Consider the following 18,746-nt stretch of genomic DNA (forward strand, 5'->3'; position numbering starts at 1 on the left):
GGTTCGGCACGTCCTGGCTCACCAGAACCGAGAACCCGGCCCACCCTTGAACGGGCCGACGACCCGGCTCGTGATCCATCCGCCATAGAAGCCGCCCTCCTGGGGGCGGACCACCTCGTCGTCGACGCGGCACTCGTCCATCGCCGCAGGCATGACGGCCACGTGGTCAAAGATGGCCTCGAACCCGGGTGTCGGGTCGGGGTAGGTCCACGCCGCTCCCGCGGCAGTGACCTCACCACCGGCAACGTCGAAATACTTTGCGGCGCCCTTGAACTCGCACCAACTCGAGCCCGGGGCACGACGAAGTGCCCCGTCCGCGAAGTCGGCCAACGGCACGTAGTAGGCCGGCGGGTGGCTGGTCTCCAGGACGCGCAGGGTGCGGGTCGAGCTGGCGACCAGCACGCCACCCAGCTGGATCTGCACCAGCTCGTGCGAGGGCTCGACCCGGGGCGGGCGCGGGTAGTCCCACACCGACTCCTGCCCCGGACCGGGGACCTCGGGAACGGGTCGTGAACTCACATCCACTCCTCGGACACCATCGTCATCGTGCTCTCCTGCCGCTGGGCGTCAATTCGCTCAGGATAGGTGCCCGCCGATCGGCTCAGCCGCGGCTGCCTGCCGCGTCACGCGCCGGCTGGCCCGCGTCGAAGTAGGCGACGACCTCGGCCGGGAGCTCGGGCACCCGCAGCGCCGAACCGTCACCGCGCAGCGACTGGGTGGCGATGACGCCTGCGGCCACGGCCTCACGCGCTGCCACCGGACTCGTGTCGGTCAGGCCACCCTCGACGGCGAACCGCAGGAACTCGGCGATGAGCTTGGGGTCGGCACCACCGTGGCCGCCCTCGCCGTCAGCGATCGTGATGACCTGGTCGGGCTCGGCGCGCCCCTCGGAGCGCTTGGTCCACACGTGGATCTCCTCGCCGGGGCCGTCGCCGAGGTTCTCGATCCGACCGGCCGTCCCGATGACGGTGTAGTTGCGCCAGTAGTCGGGCGTGAAGTGGCACTGCTGGTAGGACGCGAGCACTCCGTTGTCGAGGCGCATCTGCATCATCGAGATGTCCTCGACGTCGACGATCGGGTTGAGCCCCTTCTGTTCCAGCGGCGGCCAGTTGTCGAGCGAGAACCAGTCGAACATCCGCTGGTCGGAGTTGTCGCGACGGTCGGTCACCTGGCCATAGACGGCGAGATCGCCGATCGCTGACACCGTTCGGGTGTAGCCGCCAGCGAGCCAATGAACGACGTCGATGTCGTGAGCACCCTTCTGCAACAGCAGACTTGTTGAGTTGGCGCGCTCGGCGTGCCAGTCCTTGAAGTAGTAGTCGCCACCGTGTCCGACGAAGTGACGGCACCAGACCGCCTTCACCTCGCCGATGGTGCCGGCCTCGATGACCTCACGCATCTGGCGGATGACGGGCATGTGCCGCATGTTGTGCCCGACGTAGAGACGCGTTCCGGTCTCGTATGCCGTGGTCAACAGTGCGTCGGTCGCGTCCAGTGTGACGTCGAGAGGCTTCTCGCAGAACGTGGGTATGCCGGCCCGCAGCGTTGCGATGCCGACGCTCGCGTGCTGGTTGTCCGGGGTGAGGACGAGCACGGCGTCGGGTCGGCTGGCGATGAGCTCGTCGAGGCTTTCGGTGACGACGGCGTCGGGGAGCCGGGTGGCCGCATCGGCTCGACCCTTCTCGCTCGTGTCGCACACGATGCTGACCCGGGCACCCGTGGTGTTCTCGACGTGGCGGTAGAGGCCTGCCCGGAGTCCGAAACCGACGATTCCGACGTTGAGCTGTTGCATGGTGTGCCCTTTCGTGAGCGAGTTAATCGATTCAAGTCGTGGGTGTGCTGGTGGGGTTGGAGTCATGCGGGGGAGGGATCAGATCCCCAGGGTCGTCTCGCGGTCGAAGACCTGCCAGGCGAAGGCGTGCGCCCGCCGCGGCGAGGTGTCCGTGCCTGTCGCGCGGCCGACGATGAGGTCGGCGACTGCCTCGAAGAAGCCCTCCGGACCGACGCTGGTGAGGCCCACGCCCCCGGTGCGGTCGTCAAAGGCGTTGCCGACTCCGGCGATGCCGATGTCCACGCCCGGGCGCAGGCCGAGGACCGCGGCCGCGCCGAGGGCGGCCTGGGCGATGAACTCCGAGGTCGCCATGACGGCTCGCGGCCGGTCGGGGCTCCGGAGCAGGTCGAGTGCAGCCTGGAAGGCCGAGGTCTCGTCGTCGCCGGTGGGAGGGCACCATTCGGGGCGGACCGAGAGGCCACGCGCCTCGAGCGCGTCCACGTAGGCACTGGCCCGCCGTCCGAGGTTCGTCGGGTCGAGACCCCGCGGAGCCAGCAGCCCGACCGTCGAGAACTGGTCGAGCAGTCGGTCCGCGAGGAGCTTGCACCCGGCGTACTCCTCACTGCGCACGACGTCGAACCCAGCGGGCTCCATCTCGGGGTGCAGCACGATGAGGTTGTGGCCCGCTGCCGCGAGTGACGCGAAGAGGTCCTCCTGCCCCTTGGCGGGAGCATCGATGAAGATCGCGTCGGTCTGGACCTTGTGGATGAGGGGTCGCCAGTCGGTGTCGGCGGCAATGAGCGGCGTGAGGCCCGCCCCGGCGCCGGCACGTGAGACAGCCCGCACGATCGACAGGCTCCACGGGTCCGACAGCATCGTGAGGGACAGCAGGATCGTCCCGGTGCGCCCGGTCCGGACGGCCCGGGCCGATGAGTTCGGGACATAACCGAGCTCCTCGGCGGCCGACCGGACCCGGACCTCGGTGTCCTCACGGACTCCCGAGGCCTGCGCACCGGGCCGGCCGGAGAGGACGTAGGACACGGTGGCGGCGGAGACACCGGCACGTTCGGCGACCATGCGGATGGTCGGTCGTCGTGTCGTGGATTCCTGTGCCACTGCGTCCTCCTCGTCGTTGTGTCCAGTGTCGCGCTTCGGTCATGCTGCCCTGCTCCCGAGGTGAGGTGTGCCGAAACGGTGAGTCACGGCATACCCCACGTCTTGTGGTTCGTCAGAGTTTGAAGATCTTGACGTCGCTCGGGAGGACGGCCTCGTACTCCTTGCGGATCGTGTCGCCGGCGTCCTTGCGCCAGCGGGCGACTGCCGCATCGAGGTCCGTGAGTGGTGCGCGCCCGGTGACGATGTCGATGACCTTGTCGTCGAGCGCGGTCCGTGCGGGAGGGCCGAGCTTGGTGTTGGCGTCGGAGTACGTCCCGGCCGTCGCGTTGCGCCAACCCATCTCGATCAGCTTCTCCTCCTGCTGGTGGACGTACTCGATCGAGTCGGCGTGGCCCGGGAAGAACAGGACGTTCTCCGGCGAGCTCATGATGTTGAGCGCGCTGCGGACGCCCGGGATGTTCTTGAGTCCGGCCGCGTTGAGGACCGGGCTGCCGTCCGCGTCGGGGGCGAAGTCCTGGGCCTGGGTGCCGAAGTTCTTCTTGAGGTACTCGGTCGTGCCGAACGGTGCTGACAGCCAGTCCATGAGCGCGAGCAGCTCGCGGATCTTGGCCTCGTTCGTGGTCTTGAAGGCGGTGAAGCCGACCGTGCCGTAGCCCATGTTGTGGATCGGGGTGATCCCGGACTCGAAGGCGAACGGGATGAGGAGCTCGGTCTCGGCGTCCGGCTTGGCGTCCCAGAACTTGGAGGCTGCGTGCGGACCGACCTCGACCAGGGCGCCGAGGCTTCCGTTGGCGACGCGCGGCACCGCGTCGGTGATGTTGGCATCGGGATAGAACGCGCCCGCCTTGAAGAGCTGCGCGGCGAAGTCGACGGACGCCTTGAACTGCTCGGTCTCGTAGCGGTGGACGAGCTTGCCGTTTCCGGTGGCCATCCAGTTGCCGAGGACACCGTGCCACTGCGAAATCATGTGGACGACGTTGATGTATGCCGGTTCGAGGGCGTAGCGGTTGCCCTTGGGGTTGTTGATCTCCTTGACCTTGTCGAGGAACTCGGCGCCCGAGGTGCACTGGAGGCCGTCGACCTGGGCCCACACGGCCTTGTTGCCGAACATGACCTGACCAAAGGGCGTCGACGGAATCGGTGCACCCCAGATCTTGCCGTTGACGACCGACGTCTTCCACGACTCCGACTTCAGCGCCGCGAGGTTGGGGTACTCGAGCACCGCGTCACCGCTGAGGTACTTCGTGAGGTCCTGGAACTTTGCCTCGAGCATCGCGCCGACGTTGGGGATCCCCTGGTTCGGGGGAACCCACATGAGGTCGGGCAGGTCGTTCGAGGCGAGGACGGTCGCGAACTTGGCGGGGTAGGTGTCGTCGACGACGATCTGCACGTCGAGCTCGCCGCCGAGGGCCTTGTTGAGGCGGCCCCAGTAGGGGTTGTCCTTCATGCCCGGAGCCACGGCGTCGAAGGTCTGCGACAGCGCTGTGACGCGGCCCTTGAGCGGCGGACCCTTCGTTGACGCGACGGGGCTGGGCATCTTGCGGAAGCCGGCCTGGAGGCCCTCGGCGTTGCCCGGGAAGTCGGCCTTCGCGCCGGTGAACTCCTTGTAGGTGGGGAGCTTGAGCGCCGCCGAGTCGGACGCGCCTCCGGCGCTGCCGGGCTTGGGTCCGCGGCTGCAGGAGGCGAGGCTCACGCCGGCGGTGGCCAGTCCCATGGCGCCGAGGAAGTTCCGGCGGTTGAGGCTGGATGAGGGGGTGGATGAACTCGACATGGAGAGGACCTCTCGTGTGGATGTGACGCGACGGGATGGGCAGGGCAGGGGGTGCGAGGGGGCGTCAGCCCTTGACTGCTCCGGTGATGACGCCCTTGGTGAAGTGGCGCTGGAGGAACGGATAGAGCAGGCAGATGGGGATGAGAGCGATGACGACGACGGCCATCTTGAGCGACTGCGGGGGCGCCGTGGATCCGACGCCGAGCTGGTCGGCGGCGACCGATGAGCCCTGGATGACATAGCTGCGCAGGATGAGCTGGACCGGCCAGAGGTTCTGGTCGTTCACGTAGAGCAGGGCGTTGAAGAAGGAGTTCCAGAAGCCGACGGCATAGAACAGACCGACGACGGCGACGACGGCCTTGGACAGCGGCAGCACGATCTTCCAGAGGATCTGCCAGTCGGAGGCGCCGTCCATCTGGGCGCTCTCGATGAGCTCCTTGGGGATGTTCATGAAGAACGCGCGCATGACGACGAAGTTGAACGCCGCGAACACTCCCGGGAGGATCAGCGACCACACCGTGTCGAGCAGACCGAGCTGACGCACCATGAGGAACGACGGGATGAGCCCCGGCGCGAAGAGCAGGGTGAAGAGCACGCCCATGACCACGGGCCGACCGAAGAGCACCTTGCGACTCGTGGCGTAGGCCATCGTGATCGTGACGAACAGTGCGATGAGAGTGCCGACGACGGTGATGAAGAGACTGACTCCCAACGCCCGGAACATCAGTGGTCCGGTGAGCAGTGCCTTGTATGCCGCGAGCGTGGGGTGCGTGGGCCACAGGACGTAGCCGCCGGCCTCGACGAGCTCCTTGTCGTCAGCGAGCGAGGTCGAGACGACGACGAGGATCGGGATGATGATGGCGACCGCGAAGAGGCCGAGGAAGATGCTCTTGAAGGTCTGAAGGCCCGGCGAGGCCTTCTCCTTCCAGACGGGTCGCCTGCTGTCACGGCTGAGCTTGCGTTCGATGGTTGCTGAGGGAACGGTCATGGTGGTCTCAGCCCTTCTGGTAGATGCCGGCTTCGCCGAACTTGTGGGCGAGCTTGTTGGCTCCGACGATGAGGATCAGTCCGATGACGCCCTTGAACAGGCCGGCGGCGGCTCCGACGCTCCACCCGCCACCGACGACGCCGGTGAAGTAGGTGAAGGTGTCGAGGACCTCGGCGGCGTGGGGCCCGACGGCGTCTCGCTGGAGGATGAACTGCTCGAAGCCGACCGACAGGATGTCGCCGATGCGCAGGATGAGCAGCAGGATGATGACCGGCCGCAGGGCCGGGAGGGTGATGTGCCAGAGGCGACGCCAGCGCCCGGCACCATCGGCCGCAGCCGCCTCGTAGAGCGAGGTGTCGATGCTCGCCAGGGCCGCGAGGAAGATGATCATGGCCCAGCCGGCGTCCTTCCAGACGAGCTGCGCGACGACGAGCATCGGGAACGTGTCGGGGTTGGTCATGAAGGGGATCGCGTCGGCGCCGAGGTCACGCATGGCGTTGTTGACGAGGCCGGCCCCGCCGAGCACCTGCTGGAAGAGCGCGACGACGAGCACCCAGGACAGGAAGTGCGGCAGGTAGACGATGCTCTGGAACCAGCGCCGAGCTCGCTGGCTGACGAGCGAGTCGACCGCGACGGCGAGCACGAGTGGCACCGGGAAGAAGAAGATCAGCTGCCAGCCCGCGAGGTAGAGCGTGTTGGTGAACGCGTTGATGAAGTCGGGGTTGCTGTAGAGCCCGATGAAGTTGTCGAGGCCGACGAAGTCGGACCAGCTGATACCGAGGTAGGGCTGGTAGTCCTGGAACGCGATGACGTTGCCGAGGATCGGGACGTAGAAGAACAGCAGCAGGAAGAGCACTCCCGGCACCATCATGAGGAGCATCTGCCGGTCGTTGCGCAGTCGCGTCCGGAAGGACGGGGTGGTGCGAGCGGGCTGGGCGCCCTCCTTGCGCCGACTGCGACCGATCCGGCTCTTGCGGTGATCGCTCGGGGCAGGGGTGGGAGTGCTCTCGAGGGACTCGACCGAACCCTGGGTGGGTGGCGTCAACACGGCCATGCGATCACTCCTTCGTGATTCCGGTGGATCGGGATACGACCGCTGTGACGGTCACTTAATCGATTCACCGGAGACTAGAGGCGCGTCCGCAAGAGTGCAATAGTTTGATCACTATCTGTTTGAAATGATCAGATTCAATCACCGGCAAGCTCGTGCTCGGCTCATGCTCAGCCCGTGCTCAGCCGCGCAGCGTCCGGATGCCCACAAAAAAATCCCGCACCACACGGCATACGCCGGGGTGCGGGACCTTCGTGAAGCGGAACGCGAGGGTCAGTAGCGGCGACCCGCGCCACCCTTGCCCTTGAGTGCCTTCTTGGCCGCCCGCAGGACCGTGGCGCGACGCGTCGTGCCCTCGCGCTTCGGCGGGAGCGACAGCTCGACGACCTTCCAGTAGACGCCGCCGACCTGCTTGGCCAGCGAGCCACTGACGTACTTGAGGTCGTTGCGCTGCATGAGGTCGCGGATCTTCGGCGCGATCTCGGAGTAGCGGTTGCTCGGCATGTCCGGGAAGAGGTGGTGCTCGATCTGGTGGCTCAGGTTGCCCGACATGAGGTGCATGGCCTTCGAGCCGTGGATGTTGCCCGACCCGAGCATCTGGCGGAGGTACCACTCACCGCGGGTCTCGCCCTCGATCGACGCCTTCTCGAACGTCTCGATGCCGGGCGGGAAGTGGCCGCAGATGATGACCGTGTTGCTCCACACGTTGCGGACGAGGTTCGCGACGATGTTGGCGGAGAGCGTGTGCGGGGCAGAGCCGGTGAACGTCGCCGCGGCCATCGCCGGGTGGACGACATAGTCCTTGGTCATCTGCGCCTTGATCTTGGCGATCGTCTGCTTGGCGTTCGCGTGGAACTCGGCCTTCTCCTCCTCGCTCATGCGCTTCTTCTTGGCGAGGTAGCCACCGAGCTCGAGGTCGTAGGCCGCGATGGAGTACTCGAACAGGAGCGCGTTGGCGACGTGCCAAACCGGCTGGAACAGGTAGAACAGGCTCCACCGCTGGTCCTGGTCGACGCGCAGGATGCCGTAGCCGAGGTCATTGTCGCGACCGAGCACGTTGGTGAAGGTGTGGTGGATCTGGTTGTGGCTGTGCTTCCACTGCTCGGCCGGGCTGGCGTGGTCCCATTCCCAGGCGGTCGAGTGGATCTTGGGGTCACGCATCCAGTCCCACTGGCCGTGCATGATGTTGTGCCCGAGCTCCATGTTCTCGAGGATCTTGGCGACGGAGAGGCCGGCCGTGCCGAGCCACCACATCGGGCGCACGCCCTTGACCTTGACGCCGGAGAAGAGGAGCGCAGCTCGGCTGCCCATCTCCAGGTAGCGCTGGGCCTTGATGACCTTGCGGATGTATGCCGCGTCGGCAGCTCCGCGTGAATCCATCACTTCCGCACGGATCGCGTCGAGCTCGCGCCCGATCTCCTCGATCTGCTCGGGGGAGAGGTGCGAGGCGGGGTTCGGGCTGCCCGACTTCTTGAACTCGGGGCGCTGCGGGCGCGGCTCGGCACTCGTGACGCTGAGGCGCGAATTCATGCTGGGCGCAGGCATGTTGGGGTTCTCGGTGCTGGGTGCAGTCGTGCGGTTCTGGATGCGTTCAGGGGCGAGGGTCATGGTGATCTCCTTGGTCTCTCGCGGGGTCAGAGTTCGATGTCGCAGCGACCGGCGACGGCGGTGACGCAGGTCTGGATCTTCACGTTCTCGCCGTCTTCGCCACTCGTGATCTCGCCGTTGCGCAGGTCGCGCACGGACCCTTCACGCATGGTGACGACGCAGCCGAAACAGATGCCCATGCGGCAACCACTCGGCATGAGGACACCGGCCGCTTCTCCGGCGTCGAGGATCGGGGTGCCACCGTCGGCCTCGAGGGTGACCTTGGTCTTGGTGAAGGTGACGGTGCCACCCTCGCCGGGCTCGACCACGCTGGGTCGGAAGCGTTCGACGTGCAGCCGGTCGGCGAGTCCCGCTGTCTCCCAATGGGATTCAGCAGCATCGAGCAACCCAGTCGGGCCACAGACCCAGACCTCGCGCTCGCGCCAGTCCGGCACGAGCCGGTCCAGGGAGGCGAGGTCGAGGACCCCGGCCACGTCGTCGTGGTTCTCGTGCAGCGCAAGGCGGCTCGCGGCGGCATACCCGCGAAGTTCGTCACGGAAGATGACGTCCGCCTCGGTGGGGGCGCAGTGGATGTGCGCGACGTCGGCGAGGTCACCCAGGTGGTTGCGCAACATGCCGATGACGGGCGTGATGCCCGAGCCGGCGGTGATGAACAGCGCCTTGGCGGGCAGCGTCTCGGGGAGGGTGAACTCACCGGTCGCCTGGTCGAGCATGACGAGGGTGCCGGGGGCGATGGCGCGCACGAGCTGGTTGCTCACCTTGCCGTCGGGGATGGCCTTGGTGGTGAAGCTGATGAGGCCATCGCCGGTGTCGGCACGGTGGGTGAGGGAGTAGGCACGCCAGAGGCGGACGCCGTCGACGTCGATGCCGACGCGGATGTACTGGCCCGGGCGGTGGCCGGCCCAACCGCGACCCGGACGGATCGTGATGGTGGCGGCGTCAGCGGTCTCGGGCGTGATGGACACGATGCGACCGCGCAGGTCGGCGCCGGCGCGCATCGGGTCGATGAGGTCGAGGTAGTCGGAGGGCACGAGCGGGGTGGCCAGTGCGTGGGCGACCTTGCGTGCGCCGTCGAGGAGACCGGCGAGACGAGGCGTATGCCGGGTCGCGGGGTTTCGGTTCAGGGTTGCGGTCACATACGGAAGCGTAACCTACGCAAACGTAACTTACTAGTCCGTAGGTAGCGCCGTGCGTCACATGGACGGGTCGCCGGCGAGGACCTCGGCGAGACGTGCACCGAACTCGACCGACTTGCCCGGCCACGGACCCTCGGCGCTCGCGAATCCACCGTGGCCACCGGGGAAGGTCGTCACCGTGATCCCGAGTTCGGCAGCAACACCGCGGGTGGTGCGGCCCGTGATCGCGTCGCCGGTCTCCTCACCGACGCCGAGCACGATGGGCGGAGTTCCGGTGTTCAGGGCAACGACGTCGGGACGGGTCGACGTGACCGTCGCCGAGCGTTCGGAGAGGAGCGGATCGTCGCGGGACCCGTCGTCCTCGGTGGGCAGGCCGAACTGCGCCGGGTCGGGCAGGGGCTGCGCGAAGTACTCGTCGGTGAACTCGCCCTGCCAGCTGGTCAGCCCGATGAACGCCGCCATCCCCGCGCCGAACCCGCGCTCGGCATAGGCAGCAGCAACCTCCGCTGAAGCGCGTGCGACCGCCTCGGCATCGGGCAGGGCCCACATCGCCGGAGGCTCGTGGGCGACGACCGTGACGAGGTCCTCGGGGTGGGTCGCGGCCCAGGTGAGCGCGGTGACCGCACCCCCGCTGCTGGCGAACAGGTCCACGGGCCCGGCGCCCAAGTGCTCGACGAGGGCGTGCAGGTCTGCGGCCTGGTCGACGGGGTTCTGGTCAACCCGCCCGTCTCGCCTCGTCGTGCTGCGCCCGAGGCCGCGCGGGTCATAGGTGACGACGGTCCGGTCCGGGAACTCGGCGGCCAGCGCCGCGAAGCCGTCGGCGCACATCGGCTGCCCGATCATGAGGAGCGGTGGTCGCCCATCGGCGGTCGGGAGTGGACCCCGCACGTCGTGGACAAGATCCACGTCGGGGAGTTCCAGGGTCTGCGTCTCAACCGTGCGGTCCTGTGCCATGACACCCACCCTGTCAGTGATGGCCTCGCACGAGAGGGTTATGACGCATCGCGACGTCCAGCCCCGGCTCAGGAAACGCTGGAATGCTGGCGCCCATGACCCGTCATCTCGCCGTCGCCGTCCTTGCCAGCGCCGCCCTGCTCGGCGGTTGCCAGGCGGCAGAGAACGTCGCCTCCGACGCGGCGTCCGCAGCCGCGTCCCAGGCCAAGGAGTCGGCCCTGGGCCAGCTCCGTGGCACGGTGTGTCCGCTCGTCGCCGACAACGACCTGAGCGACGCCGACCGGGCCACCCTCGGCTCCGCCATCGACCTCGCGCAGGGCCTGGGCGTGAAGTCCGAGCTGCTCACCGCCGCAGAGGACATCGCTGCCTCTGACGGCACCCCACCGGAGTCTGCGCTCGCCGCGCTTGCCGAGGAGTGCCGCTGACCATGGGGACCGGTCGCTCGCGCGACCAGGGGCGCAGAACGTGACGAGGGGCGCAGCCATCGCTGCGCCCCTCGTCAACCTCTGCGCCTCTGGCGCGCCCAAGCCGTCAGTGGTCGGAGTCGCCGGCCATGAGTCGACCGATCTGGGTGCGGTCGGCGTCCTTGCCATCGATCTCGGCGACGACCTTGCCGCCATGGATCACGGCGATGCGGTCCGACAGCGACAGGATCTCGTCGAGCTCGGCCGACACGAGCAGCACCGCAGCGCCTTCGTCGCGGGCGTCGACGATGCGCCGGTGGATGAACTCGATCGAGCCGACGTCGACACCACGCGTGGGCTGAGCAGCCATGAGGAGCCGCGGCTTGGCCGACATCTCGCGAGCGACGACGACCTTCTGCTTGTTGCCACCCGACAGCGCACCAGCCGGGACGTCGACATTGGGTGAGCGGATGTCGAACTCCTCGCGCAGCTCGACGGCGTGCTTGCGCACCGCGCCGAAGTCACGGATGAAGCCCTTGGCGAACGGCGCCTCGTCGTAGCGGTTGAGCACGAGGTTGTCGGCGATGGAGTAGCCACCGACGATGCCGTGCTTCTCGCGGTCCTCGGGCACGTGGCCGACACCGGCGTTGTTGGTGTCGCGCGCACCTGCACGAGTGATGTCGACCGAGTCCGATCCTGAACCGAGGTGCACCGACCCGGCGATCGAGGGCCGCATACCGGCAATCGACTCGACGAGCTCACGCTGACCGTTGCCCTCGATACCGGCGAGGCCGACGATCTCACCGGCTCGCACGTCAAGGTCGAGGCCGTTGACGGCACCGAGCCCGCGGTCGTCCTTGACCTGGAGACCCTTGATCGACAGGACGGTGTCACCCGGGGTGGCCTCGGCCTTGTCGATGCGCAGGACCACGTCGCGCCCGACCATCATCGAGGCGAGGTCGCTCGTCGTGGTGTTGGAGAGGTCATCGACCCCGCCGACGACCTGGCCCTGGCGCAGCACGTAGCACCGGTCCGCCGCGGCCAGCACCTCACGCAGCTTGTGCGTGATGAAGACGATCGAGGTGCCACCCGCGGCGAGCTCCTTCATGACACCGAGCAGCTCGTCGGTCTCCTGAGGGGTGAGCACCGCGGTGGGCTCGTCGAGGATGAGCAGGTCGACCTTGCGCGAGAGCGCCTTGAGGATCTCGACGCGCTGCTGGGTGCCGACGGGGAGGTCCTCGACGTCGGCGTCCGGGTCGACAGCGAGCTTGTGCTTGGCCGACAGCTCACGAACCATGTCGCGGGCGCCGTCGAGGTCGAGCACCCCACCCTTGGTGGTCTCGTGGCCGAGCATGAGGTTCTCGGCGACGGTCATGACGGGCACGAGCTGGAAGTGCTGGTGCACCATGCCGATGCCGCGGCGGATGGCGTCCTTGGGGTCCTTGATCCGGCTCGAGTCGCCCTTGATGGTGATCGTCCCGGCGTCGGGCGTCATGAGTCCGAAGATCTGCTTCACGAGCGTCGACTTGCCGGCGCCGTTCTCGCCGAGGAGGGCGACGATCTCGCCCCGGTCGACGCGCAACGAGATGTCGCGGTTGGCGTGGACCGTGCCGAACGACTTGGACAGACCCTCGATCTCGAGGAGAGTCTCGCGGTCGACTGCGGCGGTTTTTGCGTATGCCGCCCGCTCGCCGCCGTTCTCGGCTGCGCCTGTCGCTTCCGCGCCAGTGTGTTCTGGGCCGGGGGTTGTGGTCGCCATGTCAGTCGCCCTTCACGAACGGTTGGCCCGCAGCTGCTGGCCCACGCACTCGACCCGCGGCAGCCGCGAGCACGACGAGGGTCAGGATGTAGGGGAGCAGGTTGATGAACTGCTGGGGGATGTTGACGACGTCGCTGGCCTGCAGCTGCGAGGCCGAGGCCGACATGAAGCCGAAGAAGAGCGCTGCCGCGAGGGCCCGCAGCGGACGCCACGCACCGAAGATGAGGATCGCGAGGGCGAGGAAGCCTCGACCCGAGCTCATGTTGCGCTCGAACGTGCTCGTCGCCTCCATGGAGAGGTAGGTCCCGGCGAGACCCGCGAGGGTGCCGGCCACCGTGACGTTGAACAGGCGCAGCGCGATGACGTTGATGCCAGCCGTGTCAGCGGCGGACGGGTACTCACCGACAGCACGGGTGCGCAGACCCCACCGCGTCTTGAAGAGCAGGAAGTGCAGGACGAACGCGATGATCAGGGCGAAGAGCGCGATCGGCCCGTCCGAGAAGAACACCGGCCCGATGAGCGGGATCTTGGACAGCAGCGGCACGTCGAAGTTCGGCAGACCGCGCGGGATCGTCTTGCCCGACTCGTAGTAGAACGACGTGATGCCGGTGGCGACGATGTTGATGACGACACCGGCGATGATCTGGTCGAGACCACCCTTGACCGTCGTGAACGCGAGGAACGCGCCCATCGCGATGCCCGACAGGGCGCCGGCGATGACACCGACGACGACCGACTGGGTGGCGGCCGCGGCGAAGAACCCGGCGAACGCACCCACGAGCATCTGGCCCTCGATGCCGATGTTGACGACGCCTGAGCGCTCGCCGATGACACCGACCATGGCGCCGAGCACGAGGGGCACCGCGAGGAACCAGGCGTTGGAGAACATCGACACGGCGATGTTCTGGTTGGCGAAGTAGAAGGCGTATGCCGCGACGAGGACGACCGCAGCCGTGCTCACCCACACCTTGTTGCGCGAGAACCACTGCATGTCAGGCACCCCAGCTTCCGGCGAGCTGGGTCTGCTTGGCCGCGTGTCGTCGGAAGATCCACTTCGCGATGACCGGGAGCGAGACCATCAGCAAGGTGATGGCGAGGAGGACGTCGACCACTTCGGGTCGGATGCCGAGCTGGAACTGCAGCGTCGGCGCACCGGCGCGCATGGCGCCGACGAGGACCGCGGCGGGGATCGTGCCGAGCGGGTTGCCACGGGCGAGGAGCGCGATGGTGATGCCGTCGAAGCCGAGCGAGCCGGCGATGCCGTTCTGGTAGCGGTAGGGCTCGATCTGCAGGAGCTCGAACACCCCCGCGAGACCAGCGAGACCACCGGACATGGCCATCGCGACGAGAGTCGCCTTGGTCGTCCCGATACCGGCATACGTGGCGGCGAACTTGTTGCGGCCCACGGTCTGGAGCTCGAAACCCAAGGTGGTGCGCTTGAGCATCCACGCGACGATGACCGCGAGGATCAGGGCCACGGGCAGGCCCCACGGGATGACGCCGAGCGGAGTGAGTCGGGCTCCCTCGGGGACGGCGTGCGAGGTGGGGAACGGCTGGTTCTTGTCGGACAGGGGCCCGCCGTTGATGAACCAGTCGATGAGGCCCACGGCGATCGAGTTGAGCATGATCGTCGAGATGACCTCGTGGACACCGCGGGTGGTCTTGAGCAGGGCGGCGATCGAGGCCCACATCGCACCGAAGAGCACGGCCACGACGACCGCGACGATGACGAGCAGGGCGGGCGACGAGTCACGCATCGCGTAGCTGACCCAGGCGGCACCGATACCGCCGGCCATGAGCTGTCCCTGGCCACCGATGTTGAAGAGCCCGACCTTGAGCGGGATCGCCACGGCGAGGCCGACGAGGATCAGTGGGGTCGTCTTCTGCAGGGTGGCGAGGAGCCCGCCCTCGGTGAGGAACGAGTGCTCGAAGAGCACGCGGTAGGCGTACGTCGGGTTGAACCCCTGGGCCCGGATGAGTATGGCGCCGATGGCGAACGCCAGGACCACCGCGATGAGCGGGACGAAGATCGCCTGGTGCCGCACGAGGAAGCCGAGCACCCCCGTGGGGGGCGGGGGTGCGCCGCGTTCGGCGACGACGGGAACGGCCTTCGCGGTGTCGGCAGGGACGGGCTCCGCGGCGGGCGCGGGAGCGTCCTTGGCCGGCGGGAGTTGGGGGTCAGCCATGACTCTCCGGGGGTGTCGTGACAGGTGTCTGAACGGAGGAACGGGCGCCCTCCGGGGAGGGCGCCCGTTCCGTGGAAAGCATGCTCGGACTGTAGCCGACCGGCGGCTCTCAGACACAGGTTCTGGGAGCGCGGCCGACAGCCTGAAACAGGCTCAGGTGGTGCGTGAGGTCAGGCGACCTTGATGGACCCGTCTTCGAGGCCCTTGACGACGGTCTCGACCTTGGTCTTGACCTCGGCCGGGATCTTGGAGTCGAAGTCGTGGTACTCCGCAAGACCGGTCTTGCCGAGGAAGTTGCCACCCTTGATGGAGCCGTCCTTGGCCTGCTTGAGCAGGTCGGAGGTGCCGTCGGTGAGCTTCTTCTCAGCGGAGGTGATGAGGCACGGGTGCGACTCGGGAACGGTGTTCCACTGGTCGAGGTCGACGCCGACGCAGAAGAGCGTCGTGCCGGCACCGGAGGACTTGGCGACCTCGTTGAGGGCACCGTTGCCCGTGCCACCACCGGCACCGAAGATGATGTCCGCGCCCTGCGCGAGCATCTTCTTGGCCTCGCCGGCGCCCCACGGGGAGTCGGAGAAGGCGTTGTCGCCGGCGGGGTGGTAGACCTTCGCGACGGTGGTCTGGGGGTTGGCGGCCTTGGAGCCCTGCTCGTAACCCTTGGCGTAGTTCTGGGTCGGGGGGATCTCCGCACCGAGGACGACACCGAGCTTGTTGGTCTTGGTCATGAGACCGGCGAGGTAGCCAGCGGCGTAGCCGGCGTTGGCCTCGGGGAAGATCAGGCCGGTGACGTTGGGGGCCGTGGCCTTCTCGTCCTGGAACTGGTCGACACCGATGAACTTGATGTTCGGGTTCGCCTTGGCTGCGGTGACGGTGGCCTCGGTCATGAGGAAGCCGACCGTGACGATGGCGTCGTACTTCTGGTCGGTGAACTGCTTGAGGTTGCTGGCGTAGTCCTTGGCGTCCTTGGTCTCGACGTACTTGGTCTGGACGCCGGAACCCTCGAGGGCCTTGACGCCCTCCCAGGCAGCCTGGTTGAACGACTTGTCGTCCACGGAGCCGGTGTCGGTCACGAGACCGATGCAGAACACGTCCGCCGAGGAGCAGTCCTTGGGGGCTGCCGACGCGCCATCGGTGCTGTCGCCTCCGGTGCTACCGCCACAGCCGGCGAGAACGAGGGCGAGCGCGGCAGGAACCGCGACGAGGAAAGGCTTGGCCTTCATAGGGATACTCCTTGGGGGTGTGCAGGATGCTCCCGAATGGTAACGGCACGGATCGCCTGTTGAGACCGGGTTGCGAAGGCCGTTGCACGGTCGTTACTGGCGGGTCCGTCACACGCTCGGGGCCGCGTGCGTGGCGGCGAACACCGGGCCCGGAAGCAATGGCAAAACCTGACGACGACGTCAGGGGCGCGTCAGCGCTGCGATCTCGGCGGCATACTCCGGAAATTTGCCGGTGAGGTCGTCTCGCTCGCCGAGGGTGAAGTGCTGGGGGCGGTAGGCCGGACTGCACCAGCAGGACAGCAGGGTCCAGTCGCCCATGGTCGCGGCGCCCTGCCAGACGCCTCGCCGCACGAGCATCTGCCGGCGCTGCGCACTCAGGAGCGTCAGGGTCCCGTGGTTGCGGCGCGGGCTCTCCTTGAGACGGAGCAGCGCGGCGGGTGCGCCTTCGAGCCACTGCCAACCCTCGTCGATCTCGAGCTGGTGCATCGCGGAGAACCCGTCGGCGGCCGAGGTCAGCAGGACGAGGATCGAGGAGAGCTCCTGGGTGCGCGGGCCCTCGACGAACCAGGCTCCCTCGCCGGGGATGGGCTTCATCTTGAGCTCGGCGATGATCTGCTCGGCTGTGCGCATGAATCAGGCTTCCTGGACTGCGAGAGCGGCGGCGGCGGCTGCGTCGCGAGCTCGGGTGCGACTTCGGTCGAGGAGGTCGCGGGTGTCCACCTGCGTGCTGCGGTGCTCGCTGACGACAATCCTGCCATCCACCAGAACGTCGGTGACATCGCCCCTCCCGGCCGCATGGACGAGCAGGGCCGGGACATCGTGCACGGGTGTGAGGTGTGGCTGGTCGAGGTCGAGCAGGACGATGTCGGCTCGCTTGCCGACTTCGAGGCTGCCGATGAGGTCGTCCAGGCCGAGCGCGTGGGCGCCGTCGATGGTGGCGGCGCGCACGATCTGCTCGGCGTCGATGGCCGGGTCGCCCGACGTGAGGGCCGCGAGATGGGCGGCCTGGCGCATGGCCTGCCACATGTCGAGGTCGTTGCTGCTGGCGCAGCCGTCGGTGCCGATACCGAGGGGTATGCCGTGTGCTCGCCAGCGCTTCCAGTCCAGTGCGCCGGACGCGAGCTTGAGGTTCGAGCCCGGGCAGTGGGCCACCGTGACTCCCGCGGCTGCGGCCAGGTCCCGGTCGGTCTCGGTGAGGTGGACGCCGTGCCCGAACACCACGTGGGCCGGCCCCTCGAGGGCCCCGGCGTTCGCGAGGAGCTCGGTGGGGGTGGCGTCGAAGCGGGCCCGGGTGTCGGCGTTCTCGGCCGCGTTCTCGGAGACGTGGGTGTGCAGGACTCCGGCTGGAGCGATCTCCTTCAGGATCGAGGCGACCTCGGTGAGGTGCTCGACCGAACACGTATAAGTACTGTGCGGCATCGCCGCCACGGGCACCTCGGGACCGCCGATTGCACGCAGCACCTCCGGCCAGGCGCGCAGCCCGGCCATCCGCTCCTCCCAGGCGAGCCCGTCGGGCCCGGGACCGTCGAAGAAGGTCGGCCCACCCACGTGCCGCGAGCCGGCCGCCACGGCGCCTCGGTGGGCGGCCTCGTGGTGGAAGTACATGTCGAGCTGGGTCGTGCACCCGCCCAGCAGGGACTCGAGGGCCCCGAGCGTGGCGCCGAGCTCGACCGTTGCTGGGTCCATCACGGCGCCCTCGGCCGCCCACACTCGCGTGAGGAACTGTTGGAGGTCGACTCCCTCGGCGATCCCGCGCAGCAGGGTCATCGACAGATGGGTGTGCAGGTTGACGAGTCCGGGCAGGGCGAGCCGGGCCCGGCCGTCGACCACCGTGTCGCCGTCGGTCTCCGCAACAGCGCCGATCTCGGTGATGACACCGTCCTCGATGGCGATCGAGACGTCGCGCAGCACGGTGTCGTCGGCGTCCACCGTGACGGCGATCGCGAGGTCCCGCAGGACGATGCGGTTCATCCGTCACCTTCTGAATCCAGGGAGTCGGCATCGACCTCGAAGTCGTCGGCCGCGAACACCGACCGCGTGTGGACGAGCTCGTCGATGACGGCGAGCACCTTGGGCGCGCCCGTCTCGAGCACCGCCGAGATCTCGTCCATCGTGATCGGCTCACCCGGCCGGACGCCCGCCGCAGGGTTCACGACCAGGCTGAGGGCGGCATACCGAAGTCCTGCCTCAGCGGCGAGGGTCACCTCGGGGACGCCGGTCATCCCGGCGACGGTGCCGCCAGCCAGGGCGGCGAGGCGGATCTCGGCCGGTGACTCGAAGCGCGGCCCGTCGAAGCAGACGTAGACGCCACCGTCGATGACGGACTGGCCGATCGCGCTGGCAGCGTCGAGGAGCTCGCGGCGCAGGACCGGGTCGTAGGCCGTCGTCATGTCCGTGTGGACGACTCCCTCGGGTCCGTCGCCGTCGTGGAAGGTCGCGCTGCGCTGCCGGGTGAAGTCGAGGAAGTCGTCGATGACGACGATCTCGCCGGCCTCGAGGTCGGGGTCGATGCCACCGGTGACGTTGACCGCGATGACGTCGTGCACCCCGAGGTCGGCGAGGGCTCGGACGATCGCGCGGTAGTTGACCATGTGCGGCGGCACCTCGTGCCCGGCTCCGTGCCGCGTGACGAAGACGACGGGCTGACCGTGCCAGGACCCTTGGGTCACCGACGTAGGCCCGTATGCCGTGTCAACCGTTTCGCTGCGGGCGTCGTCGAGCGCGTCGAGGTCGTAGAAGCCGGTGCCGGCGATGATTCCCAGAGGGTGGCGAGTCACGAGCG

General features: G+C 67.8%; 17 protein-coding genes. 1 reads left to right on the plus strand and 16 read right to left on the minus strand.

Annotation, left to right across the window (positions count from 1 at the left end):
- Positions 1-18: 18 nt before the first annotated feature.
- The 9 genes from JNB_RS13535 to JNB_RS13575 form a co-directional block, all read right to left on the minus strand.
- Positions 19-525, minus strand: a complete 507-nt coding sequence (locus JNB_RS13535; RefSeq protein WP_009777053.1) for a DUF427 domain-containing protein — start codon at positions 523-525, stop codon at positions 19-21.
- Positions 526-601: 76 nt separating this feature from the next.
- Positions 602-1,792 carry a Gfo/Idh/MocA family protein gene (locus JNB_RS13540; protein WP_009777054.1) on the minus strand — a complete coding sequence of 397 codons (1,191 nt, stop codon included), beginning with the start codon at positions 1,790-1,792 and terminating at the stop codon, positions 602-604.
- Between the two features lie 78 nt (positions 1,793-1,870).
- A complete protein-coding gene (locus JNB_RS13545) occupies positions 1,871-2,887 on the minus strand; it encodes a LacI family DNA-binding transcriptional regulator (protein ID WP_040883819.1) in 1,017 nt (338 codons plus the stop codon).
- Positions 2,888-2,999: 112 nt separating this feature from the next.
- The gene (locus tag JNB_RS13550; protein ID WP_009777056.1) at positions 3,000-4,658 is read right to left on the minus strand and encodes an extracellular solute-binding protein; all 1,659 of its coding nucleotides are present in this window, start codon (positions 4,656-4,658) and stop codon (positions 3,000-3,002) included.
- A gap of 64 nt (positions 4,659-4,722) precedes the next feature.
- Entirely contained in the window at positions 4,723-5,646 is a 924-nt protein-coding gene (locus JNB_RS13555; RefSeq protein WP_009777057.1) for a carbohydrate ABC transporter permease, read from the minus strand.
- A gap of 7 nt (positions 5,647-5,653) precedes the next feature.
- Complete coding sequence (locus JNB_RS13560; RefSeq protein WP_009777058.1) at positions 5,654-6,700, minus strand: sugar ABC transporter permease; 1,047 nt, start codon at positions 6,698-6,700, stop codon at positions 5,654-5,656.
- Positions 6,701-6,970: 270 nt separating this feature from the next.
- Positions 6,971-8,305 (minus strand): acyl-CoA desaturase, encoded by a 1,335-nt coding sequence (locus JNB_RS13565; protein ID WP_009777059.1) that lies wholly within the window; start codon positions 8,303-8,305, stop codon positions 6,971-6,973.
- Between the two features lie 26 nt (positions 8,306-8,331).
- Positions 8,332-9,441, minus strand: coding sequence for a ferredoxin reductase (locus tag JNB_RS13570; RefSeq protein ID WP_009777060.1), 1,110 nt, complete (start codon positions 9,439-9,441; stop codon positions 8,332-8,334).
- Positions 9,442-9,498: 57 nt separating this feature from the next.
- Positions 9,499-10,395, minus strand: coding sequence for an alpha/beta fold hydrolase (locus JNB_RS13575; RefSeq protein WP_040883821.1), 897 nt, complete (start codon positions 10,393-10,395; stop codon positions 9,499-9,501).
- A gap of 95 nt (positions 10,396-10,490) precedes the next feature.
- Here JNB_RS13575 and JNB_RS13580 point away from each other — a divergent pair, with 95 nt between their 5' ends.
- Positions 10,491-10,820 carry a hypothetical protein gene (locus tag JNB_RS13580; protein ID WP_148232433.1) on the plus strand — a complete coding sequence of 110 codons (330 nt, stop codon included), beginning with the start codon at positions 10,491-10,493 and terminating at the stop codon, positions 10,818-10,820.
- Between the two features lie 106 nt (positions 10,821-10,926).
- Here JNB_RS13580 and JNB_RS13585 read toward each other — a convergent pair whose 3' ends face one another.
- The 7 genes from JNB_RS13585 to JNB_RS13615 all read right to left on the minus strand — a co-directional run bounded on the left by JNB_RS13585 (position 10,927) and on the right by JNB_RS13615 (position 18,741).
- Positions 10,927-12,558, minus strand: coding sequence for an ABC transporter ATP-binding protein (locus JNB_RS13585; protein ID WP_009777063.1), 1,632 nt, complete (start codon positions 12,556-12,558; stop codon positions 10,927-10,929).
- Position 12,559: 1 nt separating this feature from the next.
- Positions 12,560-13,549: an ABC transporter permease gene (locus JNB_RS13590; protein ID WP_040883823.1), complete on the minus strand. Its 990-nt coding sequence runs from the start codon at positions 13,547-13,549 to the stop codon at positions 12,560-12,562.
- A gap of 1 nt (position 13,550) precedes the next feature.
- Positions 13,551-14,744 (minus strand): ABC transporter permease, encoded by a 1,194-nt coding sequence (locus JNB_RS13595; protein WP_009777065.1) that lies wholly within the window; start codon positions 14,742-14,744, stop codon positions 13,551-13,553.
- Between the two features lie 170 nt (positions 14,745-14,914).
- Positions 14,915-15,964: a BMP family ABC transporter substrate-binding protein gene (locus JNB_RS13600; RefSeq protein WP_009777066.1), complete on the minus strand. Its 1,050-nt coding sequence runs from the start codon at positions 15,962-15,964 to the stop codon at positions 14,915-14,917.
- Between the two features lie 180 nt (positions 15,965-16,144).
- The gene (locus JNB_RS13605; RefSeq protein ID WP_009777067.1) at positions 16,145-16,594 is read right to left on the minus strand and encodes a cupin domain-containing protein; all 450 of its coding nucleotides are present in this window, start codon (positions 16,592-16,594) and stop codon (positions 16,145-16,147) included.
- A gap of 3 nt (positions 16,595-16,597) precedes the next feature.
- Positions 16,598-17,935 carry an amidohydrolase family protein gene (locus JNB_RS13610; protein ID WP_009777068.1) on the minus strand — a complete coding sequence of 446 codons (1,338 nt, stop codon included), beginning with the start codon at positions 17,933-17,935 and terminating at the stop codon, positions 16,598-16,600.
- Positions 17,932-18,741 (minus strand): S-methyl-5'-thioinosine phosphorylase, encoded by an 810-nt coding sequence (locus JNB_RS13615; protein WP_148232434.1) that lies wholly within the window; start codon positions 18,739-18,741, stop codon positions 17,932-17,934. Before JNB_RS13615 ends, JNB_RS13610 begins: the two co-directional genes overlap by 4 nt.
- Positions 18,742-18,746: the final 5 nt, after the last annotated feature.

The sequence above is a fragment of the Janibacter sp. HTCC2649 genome, assembly GCF_000152705.1.
Lineage (GTDB): Bacteria > Actinomycetota > Actinomycetes > Actinomycetales > Dermatophilaceae > Knoellia.

What these genes read in the sequence shown, in the direction of transcription:
- JNB_RS13540 (WP_009777054.1), bottom strand. Translation starts at nt 1,792, where the DNA reads ATGCAACAGCTCAACGTCGGAATCGTCGGTTTCGGACTCCGGGCAGGC.
- JNB_RS13550 (WP_009777056.1), bottom strand. Translation starts at nt 4,658, where the DNA reads ATGTCGAGTTCATCCACCCCCTCATCCAGCCTCAACCGCCGGAACTTC.
- JNB_RS13555 (WP_009777057.1), bottom strand. Translation starts at nt 5,646, where the DNA reads ATGACCGTTCCCTCAGCAACCATCGAACGCAAGCTCAGCCGTGACAGC.
- JNB_RS13560 (WP_009777058.1), bottom strand. Translation starts at nt 6,700, where the DNA reads ATGGCCGTGTTGACGCCACCCACCCAGGGTTCGGTCGAGTCCCTCGAG.
- JNB_RS13565 (WP_009777059.1), bottom strand. Translation starts at nt 8,305, where the DNA reads ATGACCCTCGCCCCTGAACGCATCCAGAACCGCACGACTGCACCCAGC.
- JNB_RS13575 (WP_040883821.1), bottom strand. Translation starts at nt 10,395, where the DNA reads ATGGCACAGGACCGCACGGTTGAGACGCAGACCCTGGAACTCCCCGAC.
- JNB_RS13580 (WP_148232433.1), top strand. Translation starts at nt 10,491, where the DNA reads ATGACCCGTCATCTCGCCGTCGCCGTCCTTGCCAGCGCCGCCCTGCTC.
- JNB_RS13585 (WP_009777063.1), bottom strand. Translation starts at nt 12,558, where the DNA reads ATGGCGACCACAACCCCCGGCCCAGAACACACTGGCGCGGAAGCGACA.
- JNB_RS13590 (WP_040883823.1), bottom strand. Translation starts at nt 13,549, where the DNA reads ATGCAGTGGTTCTCGCGCAACAAGGTGTGGGTGAGCACGGCTGCGGTC.
- JNB_RS13595 (WP_009777065.1), bottom strand. Translation starts at nt 14,744, where the DNA reads ATGGCTGACCCCCAACTCCCGCCGGCCAAGGACGCTCCCGCGCCCGCC.
- JNB_RS13600 (WP_009777066.1), bottom strand. Translation starts at nt 15,964, where the DNA reads ATGAAGGCCAAGCCTTTCCTCGTCGCGGTTCCTGCCGCGCTCGCCCTC.
- JNB_RS13605 (WP_009777067.1), bottom strand. Translation starts at nt 16,594, where the DNA reads ATGCGCACAGCCGAGCAGATCATCGCCGAGCTCAAGATGAAGCCCATC.
- JNB_RS13610 (WP_009777068.1), bottom strand. Translation starts at nt 17,935, where the DNA reads ATGAACCGCATCGTCCTGCGGGACCTCGCGATCGCCGTCACGGTGGAC.